Below are 15897 nucleotides of genomic sequence, written 5' to 3'. Positions count from 1 at the left end.
TTTGAAATTTAATTTCATACTTTCATTATAACTTTAAGAAATTTAAAATCAATATCACTTTATTATTTTATGAAATTTAATTTCTTTTCATGACGAATTTATGTCCGTCCGTATGCAAAAAAGATGGGTTTCCCCATCTTCTCATTTCAGCTTCCGTAATCGCAAAGCTTCTTCTCTTGTTTCCATAAATTGATCTAGCACTTTATTACCAATGCGATTAAAGGTAATCACATATAGAGCATCTATCATGTTCAATTGCGTCATTCTTGAAGCAATACTTGCAATACGATGATCTTGTTCTACATCTGGCATACAAAGGCGAATATCCGCCTCTTTATATAACGGTGATGATTGATCAAGCTTTGTAATCGCAATAACTGTTGCACCCTGTCTCTTCGCATATTGCGCCATTTCAAGTACATCTTTCGTACGACCAGATGTTGAAATCGCCACAAAGATATCGCCTTCTTTTAAATTCGTCACAAGCGGCAACATCATATGAAAATCAGATAGCATCATCGCTGTAAATCCGAGCCTTGTAAATTTATAAGCTCCGTCCATCGCCGGAGTAGCTGATCCGCCTACTCCGTAAAAGATAATTTTATCGGCATTTACAATATGATCTGCAGCTTTTTCAAGTTCTTTTTTATCTATCGCCGTCACGCTCGCCTCAATTGCAGCTTTATTCACATACGTAACTTTATTAAACAAGTCGTACGGGCCATCTTCCGTATTCATCACTGAAAAATCATTAATATTATAATCAGCAATCGTTAATTCACGAACGAGCGCGATTTTAAATGCTTTAAAGCTCCCAATCCCAATCGACTTACAAAAACGAACAACACTCGCTTCACTTGCACCTGCATTCGTTGACACTTCTTTCGTCGTTAAGTTCGGAACAATCTCTGCATTCTCCATTATGTACATGGCAACCTTTTTTTCAGCTGGTGAAAATTGATCCATATTACTTTCAATTTTAAATAGTAATGTTGAAGCTTTCACTATTTAACCTCCACTTCTTACGGTTGCGTTCACTTATTTTCTCTTGCTTCAAGAAGGTAAAAACCATCATCGCCAGGAGGATGAAACACATTTACAATGCGATTCCCTTTTTGATAAACAGTTCTTTCCCCTTCTGTCCACTTCTTTTCCCAACCGTTCATCCAAATCGCAACATCAGGTAAAAAAGCAGTATATTTCAGCTTCTGATCGTACTCACCATCTGCTTCTTCCGAGAAAATAGAAACCGGAAAATCTTTCACTTTTGATTCTTTCCATGCAGTAAATGGTATGCACAATAAAAGAAGTATAATTACACCTATAATCTTTTCCTTCGTAATCCTCAAACACATCCCTCTCCTTGTCATATCACATACATAGATTTTACCATAATTACAAACCTTTCATGCCACATGACTATTGCTTTTCCAATAAAAAAAGAGCTTACCCACATCAGATAAGCTCTTCCTCTCTATACAAAATACTTCTTCAAAAGCGGCGGGGTAATAATCGTTGTCAATATAACAACAATAACAATCGCTGTGAAATTTTCTTTCGCTAATAAATTCGCCGTAAGTCCATTCGCTGCGATGATAAGTGCTACTTCACCACGCGATACCATTCCCGCACCAATACTAATAGAAGATTGAAGATTGAATCCTGTTAGTCTTGCTCCTAAACCGGATCCAATTAACTTTGTGAAAATCGCAATAAGCGTCATGATGATAATGAACCAAAGTTGGCTTCCGATACCTTGAAATGTAATTTCCATTCCGATACTTACGAAGAACACCGGTACAAATATTGCATACGCAATCGGTTCAATTTTATGTTCTACTTCGTGCTTATACTCTGTTTGAGAAATGGCAATTCCGGCTGCAAATGCTCCAATAATGCCTGCAATTCCCATCATTTCACTGTAATAAGAAAAAGAGAAGCAAATAATAAGAGCCGCGCTAATTAACGCTTCTGTTACACGAAGCGGCACGAGCATTTTCATAATCCAAGGAACAACTTTCCATGCAATAAAAACAATGCTAACAAAGAAGATAATTTTCTTTACGATAACAAGTGTTATATTCACATCTTGCGTTCCTAAAAAGCTCATAACAAACGCTAATAAAATAACGACGATGACGTCATCAAATACGGCAGCACCTAAAATCGTTGTACTTTCTCTCGTATTCATTTTCCCTAAATCTCTTAGCGTCTGCACTGTAATACTAACCGATGTTGCGCAAAGTAATAATCCTAAAAAAATGGCATGAGATTGTATTAATCCAAACAGCAATCCTGTTATATAACCACCGATGAAAGGAAAAATAATTCCACCAGCTGCTACTGCAAATGACGATTTCAAATTCCGATTTAACTCTTCTAAATCTGTTTCAAGTCCAGCCATAAACATAAGTAGTAAAACACCAATCTCACTCAATTCATCGATTAATTCAGAACTATTTATAATACCAAGTACAGCTGGACCGATAATAATACCGATAATTAATTTACCAAGTACAGAAGGCTGGCCAAGCCTCACGCTAATATCACCAGCTAATTTCGTACAAAGTAAAATGACGACAAGTTCAAAATAAAATAACATAACATCTTCTCCTACTTTAACTTTGATCAGTGGGTTTTCTCCATCCAAAGTAAATTTATAACCCTCGTCCATTCCTGCAAGTAGTTTCTCCTATTCATCTGCATTTTATTTGTCATATTTTTATTTGACAAAATATTCTGAATTATATTAAGATTAATCCAGCAATTTTAAAAAACTATGCACCATAACTGTACCTCCATTTCCTTACATACTCTTTTCTAGTGGGCTCATACTACATTCACAGTTATGGAAATGAAAAAACGGGGGGAGAGTCCAAAGTGAAGTCATTATTACGAAAAAAAGCGCTTAGTACTGAATCACCACGGCAGTTAGAGAGAACATTAACCGCACTTGATTTAACGTTTTTAGGAATTGGCGCCGTAATTGGGACAGGTATATTTGTATTAACAGGTATTGTTGCAGCGAAACATTCTGGTCCTGGTATTATGCTATCATTTCTTATTGCTGCATTTACTTGTGCTTGTGTAGCCTTTTGTTATGCTGAATTTGCTTCTTCTATTCCTGTCTCAGGAAGTGTGTATACTTACGCATACATGACAGTCGGTGAAGTCGTCGCCTTCATCGTCGGATGGTGTTTAATGCTCGAATATTTACTTGCAGTCGCAGCAGTAGCTGTCGGTTGGTCTGGTTATTTACAATCTTTACTACAAGGATTTAACGTCCATCTGCCCGCCATAGTCGCCTCAGCACCTGGCGTAGGAAAAGGTGGTCTCATCGATTTACCAGCTGTTTGTATTTTACTCATCATTACGGGGCTTTTAAGTTTTGGTATACGCGAAAGCGCACGCATTAATAATATTATGGTTCTTATTAAGTTAGCCGTTATTATCGCCTTTATCGTAGCAGGTGCAAAATATGTAAAGCCTGAAAATTGGACGCCGTTCATTCCATTCGGGTACGACGGTATTATTACTGGAGCTGCTACTGTATTCTTCGCCTTCTTAGGCTTTGATGCAATCGCAACCGCTGCGGAAGAAACGAAAAAACCACAGCGCGATTTACCAATTGGCATTATCGGTTCCCTTCTTATTTGTACTGTTTTATATATGATTGTATCTTTCGTTTTAACAGGTATGGTTCCTTATACACAATTAGATGTTTCTGATCCAGTTGCATTTGCCTTACATTTCGTTGGCGAGGATACAATTGCAGGACTACTCGCTGTTGGAGCGATGACTGGAATGACGACCGTTCTCTTAGTCGTTATGTATGGACAAGTTCGCGTTTCGTATGCGATGAGCCGTGACGGTTTACTTCCAAAAGCGTTAGCACGTGTAAATAAAAGAGTGAAAATCCCTTTATTAAACACGTGGATTACTGGTGTTGTTGCCGCTTTATTAGCAGGACTTTTAGATCTGCACGTATTAGCGAATTTAGTAAACATCGGGACATTAACAGCCTTCACATTCGTTTGCTGCGCAGTACTTATTTTACGAAAAACACACCCTGACTTAAAACGCGGATTCCGCACACCTTTCGTACCTGTACTACCAGTTGTCGCAATTCTTTGCTGCTTATATTTAATGATCAATTTGTCTAAAACGACATGGATTAGCTTTGCCGTTTGGCTTATAGTCGGCTTATGCTTCTATTTCTTCTACTCTAGAAAGCATAGTCACTTAGCTACCGAAAAAACGAATGATGAAAAGAAAAAAGCATAACAAAATAGCTCGCCGTTTTAGCGGCGAGCTATTTTTCTGTACTATTATATTTTTTCGTTAACGATTGTAAAATGAAAAATATGCCGATGCAAGCTGTAAACGATGCCCAATTTCCTATTGGCGTTGCGTATTTCACAATTCCAATACCTACAAGTAATAGGAAAATAATCACCTGATATATGAGCTTCCACTTTTGCATATATTCCCTCCTTTACTTCGTTCCCTTCTTTTTCTTCTTCCATGCATTTAAACTATCAAAGAAGAAATTAATAAATAACGTGCCTAAACCCGCTAATAAAAACGTCATTAAAAATAGAACCCATATACTTTTTTCTTTTAAGAAATAATATCCTACAAGGAGCACAACCGCGATCCATACATATTCAAGAATTCTTTTTAGCTTTTTCTCTTCCAAATTATTCGCTCCTTCATTCTATGCTATTTTTAGTATAACAAAAAAGAAGCCTATCATGATAAGCTTCTTTTCTTCTCTCTTATTTGTTTATGCTTTTTTCAACAAGTGAAATCGTATACTCTAATGTACGATTCATCGTTTCTACCTGTGTATCTTTTACTTTTACATCTTTCACTACAGCTTCGGCCACTGTAATTTTTTGACTCAGTGCTTTCACTGAACCGTCCGTTACATTTGCATCTTGCGCTTTTTTCACTACTGCTTTTGCAGATTCAATATTGATTTGTAATTTTTCTTTCGGTGTTTTCGGTTGTTCTACTACTTTAGATTGTACAAATGTTACATTAGCTGTTTTTAATTCGTTATACGTTTGAACGATTTGCTCTCCCGTACTCCCTACATTTTCAAATGCTTGCTTTGCATTATTATAGCTTTTCTCTAATTCTTGAAATGCTTCCTTTGAATATTGACCTGGCTTATCACCAAATTCATACGTACCAGCTAACACTTCTTTCACTTTTCCAAGCTCTTCATATAACGCGTTCACTTGCTCTAACTTTGTGCGGTTAGAAAACTCATTGTACGCCGCTAATACTTCTGAAGAACTTAACGCTTTACTATATAATCTCGCAAGCGCAATTTGTCCGTTCAACGGAATACCACCATTTCCTTTGCTATCAGGGTCAGCTCCAAATGCAAATGGTACGTTCGGATGAGACACTTTCCCTGTAGCTGGTTGGCTATTTACTTTTTTACCATCGACATAAATAGCTACTTCGCTTCCGTTATACGTTCCTGTTAAGTGATATGTTTTGTTTGCTTCTAATTGAACGCCAACGCGTTTATAACTGCCGCCAATGTGAGCCCATAATTCAACATATCCACTTCCTGTAGATTCAAAACCAATTCCGCCACTCTCTGTATTTTGCAAAATACCTTGTCCGCGAATTTCATTCATTGAAAATACAGTTTCTAGCGTGAACGTATTTGCTACTTTCTCTTTTTGTGCTGCTGAAAATGGAAGGTATCCAAATGTGTTTGCTTTTCCGTTTAATTTCATAACATTCTTTTTCAATGCTTTATCATATTCAATAGTCACATTGCCCTTCACATCACCTTTTGTAGCAAATGGTGAATTGTCTTTAAATGTACCATCTGCAAAGTTCACATCGAAAACATCAGCCTTTGGCACTTTTACATTCGGATCAATATTATCTTTTTTCGTAGTAACTTCTGCCGTTAACGGCTGCGCACTTTCATTACCGAACGAATCGATTGCAACTACTTCAAGCATATATGTTTTTCCACCATCTAACCCTGCAAGCGTAAACGTAAGATCTTTCGGCACTGGATCACGATAAAACTCTGAGAATGCTAACAATTTATTCTTTATTTCTCCCGTTTGCTTATCTCTAGCTTGTACACGATAAGAATGTACAAGAAGGTTGTCCAATGCTTGTGGAAATGTTACTGTTGCCGCATTTTCTGTTACATTTGATACCGCAAGCTTTGCATCCTTAGCAAAGTATGGCTTTTCTTTATCACGATCTTCTATATGTGTAAATGTGTCTTTCTTTGCTGGTAATTTAATTTTCCAAGGCTCGCCTGTCCAAGAATTTGTATGGAAATCACGGCGATTGATCGTTACTTCTTTATCGTCTACTTCTACTAATAAGCCTTGGCTTAATGTGCTAGCTCCTGGCGGGATATTCCCTTGTACTTTACCACCTTCAACTTCCATGTAACTTATAGAAGATGTACCAACTGATGTAAAGTCTTTTTGATGAATCGATCTTGGATCATCTAACGGATAATGTGAATGACCTGAAAACGTAATAGCCTGCGGATATTCTTTTAATACCGTATTAATTTTTGCGCTATCTTTTGTTCCCCATTCATGACTACCGTAAACTGTCTCTTTAATGTGTTGGTGTAAAAATACGAAAATTGGTTTTTCTGGATCATCTTTTTGTGCCTTTGCCATTTCTTCTTTTAACCAATTAATTTGCTTGTCCGAATAATATCCATGAGTTGTCCCGTCCTCTGGAGACATAACAAGGAAGTGATACCCTTTTACCACTTTATGATAATAAATTGATTCCATTCCTGTCTTTTCTAAGAAACGCTTCTGTGCGCCCTCTACAGATAAACCGTTCCAATAATCATGATTTCCTAGAGAATTCATTCGCACTGCATCTTTATTTGCATTTTCATTATACACTTGCATGAAACGATCATATTGTTGCAGTGATCCTGAATCAGTAAAATCTCCCACAATTACAAACGCATCTTGTTTAGGTGCAAGTGTATTCAGTTGCTCGATTGCTCGTTTCCAGCGAAACGTATCATCTGTTCCACTATTCTTAATATGTACATCACTTACAACCGGAAAAACGATCTTCTTCTCACTCGGTGCCTTTTCTTGCTTCTTCTCTTCCGCTTTAACTGATGTACTCCACGGAAATGATACAAATGCTAATACAAAAACCATTAATAATCCAATAAGACCTTTTACTTTTCGCAAAACCATTCTGTCCACGTGAATCCTCCTCATAATAATCGATTCATTACAAGGGATATTTTATCTAAAGCATATTAATGTCGTTTAAATAACAAATGAATTTTATTAGATTTTTGTAAATATACAGTTAATTAAAGGTTAAGTTCAACTTTCTTCTTACTATTGTATACAACCACTTTTTGTCTAAAAGAGTCTGAGCATTCTTTTCCCATGTCTATCCACATATAATCTTTTCTATAACATGAATAATAATTTAAGGTTTCAGCCTATTAGACAATCTTAATTTTTAACAATTTCTTCTTTTTTTTAACACATCGGCCATGCTTCCACATTTAATAGTAGTAAAAGACTACTTAAAAAGGAGGGGGTTGTATTGAAGAATAAAAAAAACATTGGCTGTTTTGCTCCTTTGTCTATCATTTGCCCAGATCCTTGTCCACCTCCCCCTCCTCCAGATCCAGATTGCGAGCGAGTAACAAATGAATTTGCAGGAAATTTCCTTATAACGAATAACAACATTCCCTCCGCCAAAGATGAATCACAATCGATGATACTGTGGCAAAGTGATGGAATGCTGCCTATATCAGGCACTGTCTCGGTTTACAATAGTACTAGCAGCACAGAAGCAATTACCATTGAAATCGTTGGAGCAGTAACCAATATTTTCACTGTGTTTCCTGGTAATACAATATCGTACACAGGAAAAGACTTACAGTCAGTTAATATTGCTAATATCCAACATAATCCTTCACTATATTTAGAAGGCAAGTACTGTTGCCAATTTACATGTTGTTTATAAAATACCAATCTTATTACTTCCTCAATTAAAAAAGCATACCATTTGCGGTATGCTTTTTATGAAATCGGATAACGTACTGTAATACAAAACTCACCTTGATTAACAGTTGTTCCTGTTGTAGTAATTCGAACAGTCGTAAAATATCGTACAGTGAAAGTACCACTACTTTGTGGTTGTACGGTAATTGTATCAATTACTGTAGCACCTACTAAAAAATCAACTGTAATTGGAGCCGCACCTACATCATATTTCACGTAACCTGAACCATATACTTCTTGCGTGATATTATTTGTATATACAATTTGAGTACCAGCACCTGTAATAGACCAGTCTGTACATACTTGATCTTGTACAAGCGTTTTATTAGAACAACAAGACAAACTGGAACTTCTCATTCCCATTTTAATCCTCTCCTATTCTGCTATGAAAGTGGATAACGTGTTGTAATACAAAATTCTCCCTGATACGTTCCAGCAGGTGTTGCAGGTAACACAACTTGTATAATGTCAAAACGCCGATACGTAAACCCGATACTCGTTCCTGGGTTTAATGTTTGTGTATCTATTACAGTACCAGCAGAATCAAGCGCCTCTACAGTAATTGGTCCTGGTCCAACATCATATTTAACAAAACCAGTCCCCACTACGTTTTGGTTAATATTATTTGTATAGAGAACATTATCAATTGCTGTTGCAACTACAGTAGCAGACCACGGACTACACACTTTATCTTGCACATAATTTTTATCTGGACAACAAGTTAAAGCTGACCCTGAGCAATCACAAGACATAGTTGTTTCCCCTCTCTCTTTTATATTCCCTATATGTGTATGTCCCTCAGAGTCTTTTGCCTGTACTATTCATTTATTTTCAAAAAATATTCAAATGACTAAATAGATTCCGTTCTGTTCCTTTTCTTCATAAATTTATAGATTAAAATACCACCGACAACGATAACTACGACTAGTAATATCGGTAGCATATATTGCCCCACAACATCCGCAGCCTTTTCCCAATGTGGACCTAATTTCATTCCAAAATAGACATATAAAGTCGTTAACGGGAACATTGCTACAAATGTATATATACTAAATTTCCATATGTTCATTTTCGCCATACCACATGGAACAGAAATAAGCGTTCGAACGCCAGGTACAAAGCGTCCAACAAATGCTACAACTGGTCCATATTTCTCAAAGAAATCATCTGCTTTTTGAATTTGTTCTTCTTTAATAAAGAAGTATTTCCCGTACTTTATTAATAGAGGACGACCACCGTAATAACCGAGTGCGTATAACGTTAACGGTCCTGTCGTTCCGCCAAGTGTTCCAGCTAATACAGCTAGCCAAAAATTCATATCACCCTCGTATACCCAATACCCAACCATAGGCAAAACGACTTCTGCCGGAATAAATTCAAACGTTAAAGCCAATACAACTCCAAAATAAGAAAACTGCTTTAAAAACTCAATTATATCTAAAATAATTTGCTCCATATTTTAACTCCTATCCTACGTTTACGTTATGCTTTTCTTGTAATTGAACTGGAGCCATTTTTACAATTCGGTTCAAAATAAATAACACAATTCCAATATCATCTAAAATACCGATGAACGGTAAGAAGTCTGGAATTAAATCGAGCGGCATCGCTACATAACCAACTAAAAAAGCAATGGATAAGATTTTCTTCTTTATTGAAACCTCTTTTGAAGTAAAAAAGTCAAATAGGAATGGAACAAATCGGCGAACATGAAATACAACTCTTAATCTACTAATAAGTTTTTTCATTTTTATATCTCCTCTCCTTGTATACAAAAAGGCCCCTACCAAATATGGTAAGGGTCCTAAAAAAGACAATAAGGGGCCTTTACCATTGCTGGTAAAGGTCTCACTAACAACGAAACGTTGCCAATAAAGCCGAGGGTTTCTCCCTGTAATGACGACTTTACTGTAATAAGTTACTCCCCTTTATATACACAATTTTATACAATCACATTAAAATATTTTAGAGGGCTTGTCAATATATTTTATATTCCAATCCCTTTTGCTTACCCTTCCATAAAAAACAAAAAACGTATAGGAAATTTCTTACTATCTCATAATATACATAATCATTTTTGAATGAAAGGAGAGATTTCATTTGCATACCGTATGGAAAGGTGCACTTTCACTTGGACTATTAAATATAGGAATTAAACTATATAGCGCCGTAGAAGAAAACGACATAAAATTTTTAAGCCTCCATAAAGAATGCTTAACACCTATTAAATATAAAAAATTCGCTCCCGATTGTACAGATGAAGAAGTCGATGATAAAGATATTGTAAAAGCCTATGAATACGCACCTCATAAGTACATTATTATGGATGAAAAAGAATTATCTGCGTTGCAAAAAGCTCACGAACCACGATCTATTCGTATTATATCTTTTATCCAAAATAACGAAATTGATTCTGTTCTCTATGATCGTTCTTATTTTATAGGCCCTACTCCAGGACACGAAAAATCGTATCTATTATTAAAAGAAGCTCTTGAACGTACGAATAAACTTGGTCTTATCCATATTTCCATTAGAAAAAAACAACATTTAGCTATTATCCGTAACTTTGAAGATGGACTTATGTTGCAAACCATTCACTACCCTAATGAAATTCGCGATATAACAAATATACCTAACTTACCAAGTAACGAAAATTATCCGATTCAAAAACAAGAACTCACCGCAGCAATCAACTTAATTCACCACCTTACAAACCCTTTCGAACAAGAGTTATATACAGATGAATATAAAGAAGCCCTTACCGAATTAATAGAAAATAAAATTGAAGAACAGGAAAAAACGGAAACCATCTCTCCTGCTCCAAACATCATCAATATTATGGAGACATTACAGGCAAGTATTGAACAAGCAAAAATAAAAAGAGACAATAAAACAGAAAAAGAGGCCAAATAAAATTGACCTCTTTTTCTTTAAAGCGGATTACATTTCGGCATTTCAAGTCCAGATGATTGAGCTAATTTTAATAAATAATAACATTCTTCCCTTGCCATATGATCTGCCATTCTCGCTGATAATACACTTAATACTTCATTGGACAACTCGAGTTCTTCCACTTCATGTAAAAAATGTGAAAATAATTTCAATTCAAGTGAAACATCTTTTGTAAACTTCTTTAATGCTGGAAAATGATGAAGCTCCGTTCGTAAATATCCAGTCATCTCAACCGCCTTTAAGTAAAATTGTTCAAAATGCTTCGTAAATTCTTCGCTTTTCTCTTTTAATCTTTTTTCAACAAGATCTAACCCACCAGAAATAGAGCCTGCATGACCAGCTGCATCTGTTAACCAAACGAGATGATAATGAAGTTCATGAAAAACAGGTGGAATTTCCCCCTTCTTCAAAAACTCTAAAACCGTTATATACTCTTCCACTTCGTTTACCATATGATTAATAAAAGTCGGCGTAAAATGAATAGTAATTTTCCCTTCCAACTGTTTCTGTATAATATTTAATTTAAACGTCCGAATCTCCTTAGCTGCTTGTTCCGCCTCTTTGGAAAATGCCACGAGATTCACATTACGAACTTTATTTAACAGATTCGTAAATGTTTCAACAAAATAAGTAGCTTTCTTTATATCTTCTTTTTCCTTTGGAGCTAACGCATCAAGTAAAAATTGCGCATGATCACTCAGCACTTTTAGCCAAAATTGATGCTCAAACAACGCACTTTCTTCATAATTTCTCTCCACCAAATCCCCTCCGTCTATTCATCCTTCTCTACCACTTGAAGTTTATATCCATCTGGGTCTTGTACTACAATACTCTTTGCATATTCATTTTCTGTATATAAAATTTCATAAAACGCTAGCTTCTTTTTCAATTTCTCTATGTCAGAAATCGTAAATGTTAAATCCTCACATGAATCTGTAACACTTTTTTCCCGCCCGCCTAACATGCGATTCATAACAAAACTAATTCTCGTTGAATCGGCATCATACCAAACCCCCGTTACATCTAATTGTGGTCTTTCTAAACTAGGTTTAATTCCTAAAATCCCTTCGTAAAAATATAACGTTTCCTTTAAGTTTTTCACTTCCAATACAATGAATTGTTTCACAGTCTCCACATTCATTCCCCCCGTACCTATTACTTTTTTATATGTGTCATAAATGCTCATTATGTCTGAATACAATACGTAGTAATGAACATGTAAGGAGGTTTATTCGTGAATAAATATATGAGATCATTCGTGCCCTATCATAGTCCTCAAGATCCTTGCCCTCCTATCGGAAAAAAATTTTACTCTACTCCTCCTAATTTATTTTTAGGCTTTCAACCGCCAAACTTACCACAATTCACGCCAAAAGAAGCGCTACAAAAAGGGACTTTATGGCCTGTTTTTTATGACTATTATGAAAATCCTTATAAAAAAGGGCGGTGACTACTGACGTGACTCAATCTCTACCAGAAGAATATTATGAGCTGTTACTGGAGCTTCAAGAACTAGACTTTGTACTAGTCGAACTCACTCTTTATTTAGATACACATCCAGATGACACTGCCGCGATTAATCAATTTAATGACTTTTCCTATAAACGAAGAGTATTAAAACAAAAGATGGAAGAAAAATACGGGCCACTCCAACAGTTTGGAAACAGCTATTCTAATGCCCCTTGGGAATGGAGCAAAGGTCCTTGGCCATGGCAAATATAAAGGAGAGAAACTATGTGGATTTATGAAAAAAAATTACAATACCCTGTTAAAGTAGGAACTTGCAATCCAGCACTTGCAAAATTATTAATTGAACAATACGGCGGTGCAGATGGAGAATTAGCTGCTGCACTCCGTTACTTAAATCAACGTTATACAATTCCTGACAAAGTCATTGGCCTACTTACTGATATTGGTACAGAAGAATTTGCTCATCTTGAAATGATTGCTACAATGGTTTATAAGCTGACGAAAGATGCGACTCCTGAACAAATGAAAGCTGCTGGTCTTGACCCTCATTACGCTGATCATGATAGTGCACTCCACTACCATAACGCTGCCGGTGTTCCATTTACTGCAACCTATATACAAGCTAAAGGTGATCCAATTGCCGACCTATACGAGGATATTGCGGCTGAAGAAAAAGCACGCGCAACATATCAATGGCTTATTAACTTATCAGATGATCCAGATATAAATGACAGCCTACGCTTCTTACGTGAACGAGAAATCGTCCATTCACAACGTTTCCGAGAAGCGGTTGAAATTTTAAAAGAAGAACGTGATAAAAAAATATTTTTTTAAAACACGTATCCTAGTGATATGTGTTTTTTTACGCTATAAGTTAAATCCTTCCTATTAAACATATAAATAGTATATTTATTCGATTTAATGCATTATTTTTTAATTTTTTCAAAATTCCCTATTGCTTTCTAGTCATCAGACCTTTAAAATAATAACAGTTACTCGACAAATTATTTGAATTTTCGACAAAAACACTCATTAGGAGGATTTTCTTTATATGCGTACAACTTTAAAACCAGCGCAAATACTTTCGATTAGTTTACTACTATTCGCAGTTTTCTTCGGTGCTGGTAATATGATTTTCCCGCCCCTTCTCGGCCTTTCTTCCGGAGAAAATATGTGGATTTCCATTACAGGATTTATTATTACAGACGTCGGTTTATCTTTACTAGCTATCGTCGCTGTTGCCCTTGCCGGTGGTAGTTTTAACACTTTAGCAAGCCGTGTTCACCCAAAATTCGCAGCAATATTTGCTATCATTATTTATCTTTCAATCGGCCCACTATTTGTTATTCCACGAACTGGATCTGTATCTTACGAAATTGGGATTGCACCACTTTTCCCAGACCAATGGTACTCTATGTTAGTTTTTAGTGCGATTTTCTTTACAGTCGTCTACTTCTTATCATTAAATCCATCAAAATTAGTAGATCATATCGGAAAAATATTAACACCAATTTTACTTGGAATTATTGCGATTATGGCAACAAAAGCAATTCTTTCACCAGGAACGTTTGCAGAACCTGTTGGTGACTATAAAGAAATTCCATTTTTCAAAGGATTTCTTGAAGGATTTTTAACGTTAGATGCAATCGGTGCACTTGTATTATCAACGATTGTTGTAAATGCAATTCGCCAAAACGGTATACAAGAGAAGAAATCAATTGCGAAATATACAATTATTTGCGGAAGCATTGCCGCTCTATTTTTAACAATTGTGTACTTCTTACTCGGTTATATCGGTGCTTCAAACGGCAACTTAGGACAATTCGAGAACGGTGGTCAACTATTAGCAACTGTTATGTATCACTTCTTTGGGACAAGCGGTAATGTTTTATTAAGCATCGCCATTATCTTCGCTTGTTTAACGACAGCAATTGGTGTTGTAAGTGCATTTGCAAACTATTTCGCAACAGTATTAACAAATGTTTCTTACAAAAAGCTCGTACTATACGTTTGTATTTTTAGCTTCATTATTTCAAACTTAGGATTAAGTTTACTAATTAAAATTACTTTGCCTGTATTAATTATTCTATATCCAATTACAATCATTTTAATTTTCGTATCATTTATCGATAAATATACGAAACGTAAACCTTCTGTTTACATCGGAGCAATGATCGCAGCATTCATTATTAGCTGTATTCATGCACTTGATAATGTGGGAATGATACCAAGTTTTATCGCTAATATCGTACACACGATTCCTTTTTATAACTTAGGAATCGGTTGGATCGTTCCAGCAATAATTGGTGGTATAATCGGATACTTTATTCCGCAAACAGAAGCTGAAGGCGAAGTTTCTACAAAATAAAGAAAAGAAGCAAGCATGAAATACATGCTTGCTTCTTTTTATTTTCACATCGTATGCTTAAAAGTAAATAACTCTTCTTTCGACTGCACAGCAGATTGTTCCTCTTCTGCAACGTCCTTCTTTATCTCTCCTCCCAACCTTACTTTCATCATCGCCTCTTCGATACTTTTTACAATCATATTTCCTGAAAAAATAGTAAGTCCAAAAAATGTAATCGGAACGAGAGGGATCCACGGATTCACTGTTAATGACCTAAAGTATACTCCAATTAAACCTGACCATTCATGCGTATAAGATTCCACCTCTTTTATTTGTCCACCAAACATTACAGTCCCACCAAAGAACACTTCAAGTAATCCTAAGTGCAGTAAAATAGTAAGAGTCTGCGTAAACTGCTGAAGAAATACGAGTATAAACGTCATATAGAGGTGCGGAAAAAGATGTTTTATAACAATATGTCTTCTCGATCCACCTAATATGCGTGCGGCATCAACAAATTCTTCCGTTCGCAATTTACGAACTTCCTTCGCAACATACAGTGCAATAACTGGCATTACAAGCAGTACAAGTAATACCACTTGAAACGAAGCCCTTTCAAAAAAGGTTGTTGTCTCCTCTCCGCTTCCAAATGTATTTGCAGATTGAAGAAAAAAATACGCAATCATAACTGTCGGAATAACTGTAAAACTATCAAAGAAAGCCTCAATTTTTGAAAATCCTCTTTTTATGTACGTTCCGAGTACGACACCGAAAAACACACCTATTACCATTCTAAGTGCCGCAATTAAAATAGATATACCAATCGTCCACTTCGCGCCCTCAATGACTAAATGTAACAGGTCATACCCTTTCCGGTCTGTCCCGAGTAAAAATTGTAATGAAGGTGGAAACGGTGGCACTTGTGGATTTTCATCCGCATCATATTGCAATGTAACTTGTCTAATATGTCCATCATTCCATAACGTATTTCCGATGCTCAAAAGAACTAATAGGAGAAGAAACCCAATACTTATCCAAAATCTTTTATCACGTTTTATATACGTCCACATA

Annotated in this window: 20 protein-coding genes; 7 read left to right on the top strand and 13 right to left on the bottom strand. The window is 36.0% G+C overall.

What is annotated here, in order from left to right:
* Positions 1-141 precede the first annotated feature (141 nt).
* From PSR14_RS04965 to PSR14_RS04955, 3 genes are all read right to left on the bottom strand, one after another.
* Positions 142-1005 carry a MurR/RpiR family transcriptional regulator gene (locus PSR14_RS04965; RefSeq protein ID WP_000648157.1) on the bottom strand — a complete coding sequence of 288 codons (864 nt, stop codon included), beginning with the start codon at positions 1003-1005 and terminating at the stop codon, positions 142-144.
* A 29-nt stretch (positions 1006-1034) separates the two neighbouring features.
* Positions 1035-1349 (bottom strand): hypothetical protein, encoded by a 315-nt coding sequence (locus PSR14_RS04960; RefSeq protein ID WP_001223240.1) that lies wholly within the window; start codon positions 1347-1349, stop codon positions 1035-1037.
* Positions 1350-1474: 125 nt separating this feature from the next.
* Entirely contained in the window at positions 1475-2602 is a 1128-nt protein-coding gene (locus PSR14_RS04955) for a cation:proton antiporter (protein ID WP_073541796.1), read from the bottom strand.
* Positions 2603-2880: 278 nt separating this feature from the next.
* Between PSR14_RS04955 and PSR14_RS04950 the strand changes: the two genes are divergently transcribed.
* Positions 2881-4284 carry an amino acid permease gene (locus PSR14_RS04950; protein ID WP_000838731.1) on the top strand — a complete coding sequence of 468 codons (1404 nt, stop codon included), beginning with the start codon at positions 2881-2883 and terminating at the stop codon, positions 4282-4284.
* 28 nt (positions 4285-4312) lie between these two features.
* Here PSR14_RS04950 and PSR14_RS04945 read toward each other — a convergent pair whose 3' ends face one another.
* The 3 genes from PSR14_RS04945 to PSR14_RS04935 all read right to left on the bottom strand — a co-directional run bounded on the left by PSR14_RS04945 (position 4313) and on the right by PSR14_RS04935 (position 7238).
* Positions 4313-4483, bottom strand: a complete 171-nt coding sequence (locus PSR14_RS04945; protein ID WP_001174836.1) for a hypothetical protein — start codon at positions 4481-4483, stop codon at positions 4313-4315.
* A gap of 12 nt (positions 4484-4495) precedes the next feature.
* Complete coding sequence (locus PSR14_RS04940; protein WP_000391504.1) at positions 4496-4699, bottom strand: hypothetical protein; 204 nt, start codon at positions 4697-4699, stop codon at positions 4496-4498.
* Between the two features lie 79 nt (positions 4700-4778).
* Positions 4779-7238 carry a LamG-like jellyroll fold domain-containing protein gene (locus PSR14_RS04935; protein WP_130777594.1) on the bottom strand — a complete coding sequence of 820 codons (2460 nt, stop codon included), beginning with the start codon at positions 7236-7238 and terminating at the stop codon, positions 4779-4781.
* Positions 7239-7593: 355 nt separating this feature from the next.
* On the opposite strand from PSR14_RS04935, the gene PSR14_RS04930 reads away from it, so the two are divergent.
* Positions 7594-8019, top strand: coding sequence for an S-Ena type endospore appendage (locus PSR14_RS04930; RefSeq protein ID WP_000791313.1), 426 nt, complete (start codon positions 7594-7596; stop codon positions 8017-8019).
* Positions 8020-8075: 56 nt separating this feature from the next.
* Here PSR14_RS04930 and PSR14_RS04925 read toward each other — a convergent pair whose 3' ends face one another.
* The 4 genes from PSR14_RS04925 to PSR14_RS04910 all read right to left on the bottom strand — a co-directional run bounded on the left by PSR14_RS04925 (position 8076) and on the right by PSR14_RS04910 (position 9805).
* Positions 8076-8420, bottom strand: a complete 345-nt coding sequence (locus PSR14_RS04925) for a DUF3992 domain-containing protein (RefSeq protein WP_000525809.1) — start codon at positions 8418-8420, stop codon at positions 8076-8078.
* A 20-nt stretch (positions 8421-8440) separates the two neighbouring features.
* Positions 8441-8809 carry a DUF3992 domain-containing protein gene (locus PSR14_RS04920; RefSeq protein ID WP_001277521.1) on the bottom strand — a complete coding sequence of 123 codons (369 nt, stop codon included), beginning with the start codon at positions 8807-8809 and terminating at the stop codon, positions 8441-8443.
* A 98-nt stretch (positions 8810-8907) separates the two neighbouring features.
* Positions 8908-9513: a DedA family protein gene (locus tag PSR14_RS04915; RefSeq protein ID WP_000435019.1), complete on the bottom strand. Its 606-nt coding sequence runs from the start codon at positions 9511-9513 to the stop codon at positions 8908-8910.
* Between the two features lie 10 nt (positions 9514-9523).
* A complete protein-coding gene (locus PSR14_RS04910) occupies positions 9524-9805 on the bottom strand; it encodes a YkvA family protein (RefSeq protein WP_000733844.1) in 282 nt (93 codons plus the stop codon).
* Between the two features lie 352 nt (positions 9806-10157).
* Here PSR14_RS04910 and PSR14_RS04905 point away from each other — a divergent pair, with 352 nt between their 5' ends.
* On the top strand, positions 10158-10970 hold the full coding sequence (locus tag PSR14_RS04905) for a Ku protein (protein ID WP_000557757.1): 813 nt from the start codon (positions 10158-10160) through the stop codon (positions 10968-10970).
* Positions 10971-10987: 17 nt separating this feature from the next.
* On the opposite strand, the gene PSR14_RS04900 is transcribed toward PSR14_RS04905, so the two are convergent.
* On the bottom strand, positions 10988-11767 hold the full coding sequence (locus PSR14_RS04900) for a DUF2935 domain-containing protein (protein ID WP_000440969.1): 780 nt from the start codon (positions 11765-11767) through the stop codon (positions 10988-10990).
* A 14-nt stretch (positions 11768-11781) separates the two neighbouring features.
* Positions 11782-12195: a VOC family protein gene (locus PSR14_RS04895; protein ID WP_113732862.1), complete on the bottom strand. Its 414-nt coding sequence runs from the start codon at positions 12193-12195 to the stop codon at positions 11782-11784.
* A 48-nt stretch (positions 12196-12243) separates the two neighbouring features.
* Here PSR14_RS04895 and PSR14_RS04890 point away from each other — a divergent pair, with 48 nt between their 5' ends.
* The 4 genes from PSR14_RS04890 (at position 12244) to brnQ2 (ending at position 14847) form a co-directional block, all read left to right on the top strand.
* Complete coding sequence (locus PSR14_RS04890; protein WP_001046258.1) at positions 12244-12459, top strand: spore coat associated protein CotJA; 216 nt, start codon at positions 12244-12246, stop codon at positions 12457-12459.
* An 8-nt stretch (positions 12460-12467) separates the two neighbouring features.
* A complete protein-coding gene (locus PSR14_RS04885; RefSeq protein WP_000194490.1) occupies positions 12468-12731 on the top strand; it encodes a spore coat protein CotJB in 264 nt (87 codons plus the stop codon).
* Positions 12732-12743: 12 nt separating this feature from the next.
* The gene (gene cotJC / locus PSR14_RS04880; RefSeq protein ID WP_000265273.1) at positions 12744-13313 is read left to right on the top strand and encodes a spore coat protein CotJC; all 570 of its coding nucleotides are present in this window, start codon (positions 12744-12746) and stop codon (positions 13311-13313) included.
* Between the two features lie 217 nt (positions 13314-13530).
* Positions 13531-14847: a branched-chain amino acid transport system II carrier protein BrnQ2 gene (gene brnQ2 / locus PSR14_RS04875; RefSeq protein ID WP_001260901.1), complete on the top strand. Its 1317-nt coding sequence runs from the start codon at positions 13531-13533 to the stop codon at positions 14845-14847.
* 44 nt (positions 14848-14891) lie between these two features.
* Here the strand turns inward: brnQ2 and PSR14_RS04870 are convergent, their stop codons facing one another.
* The gene (locus PSR14_RS04870) at positions 14892-15896 is read right to left on the bottom strand and encodes an ABC transporter permease (protein WP_000269959.1); all 1005 of its coding nucleotides are present in this window, start codon (positions 15894-15896) and stop codon (positions 14892-14894) included.
* Position 15897: the final 1 nt, after the last annotated feature.

The sequence above is a fragment of the Bacillus sp. A01H genome (genome assembly GCF_045277205.1).
In the GTDB taxonomy this organism is placed as follows: Bacteria; Bacillota; Bacilli; order Bacillales; family Bacillaceae_G; genus Bacillus_A; species Bacillus_A paranthracis.
Note: the sequence above shows the minus strand (reverse complement) of the source record. Positions and strands in the feature narration are given on the sequence as shown.

Coding starts and splice junctions, on each gene's coding strand:
- PSR14_RS04955 (WP_073541796.1), bottom strand. CDS start 2,602: ATGTTATTTTATTTTGAACTTGTCGTCATTTTACTTTGTACGAAATTA.
- PSR14_RS04945 (WP_001174836.1), bottom strand. CDS start 4,483: ATGCAAAAGTGGAAGCTCATATATCAGGTGATTATTTTCCTATTACTT.
- PSR14_RS04925 (WP_000525809.1), bottom strand. CDS start 8,420: ATGGGAATGAGAAGTTCCAGTTTGTCTTGTTGTTCTAATAAAACGCTT.
- PSR14_RS04920 (WP_001277521.1), bottom strand. CDS start 8,809: ATGTCTTGTGATTGCTCAGGGTCAGCTTTAACTTGTTGTCCAGATAAA.
- PSR14_RS04915 (WP_000435019.1), bottom strand. CDS start 9,513: ATGGAGCAAATTATTTTAGATATAATTGAGTTTTTAAAGCAGTTTTCT.
- PSR14_RS04910 (WP_000733844.1), bottom strand. CDS start 9,805: ATGAAAAAACTTATTAGTAGATTAAGAGTTGTATTTCATGTTCGCCGA.
- PSR14_RS04895 (WP_113732862.1), bottom strand. CDS start 12,195: ATGAGCATTTATGACACATATAAAAAAGTAATAGGTACGGGGGGAATG.
- cotJC (WP_000265273.1), top strand. CDS start 12,744: ATGTGGATTTATGAAAAAAAATTACAATACCCTGTTAAAGTAGGAACT.
- brnQ2 (WP_001260901.1), top strand. CDS start 13,531: ATGCGTACAACTTTAAAACCAGCGCAAATACTTTCGATTAGTTTACTA.
- PSR14_RS04870 (WP_000269959.1), bottom strand. CDS start 15,896: ATGTGGACGTATATAAAACGTGATAAAAGATTTTGGATAAGTATTGGG.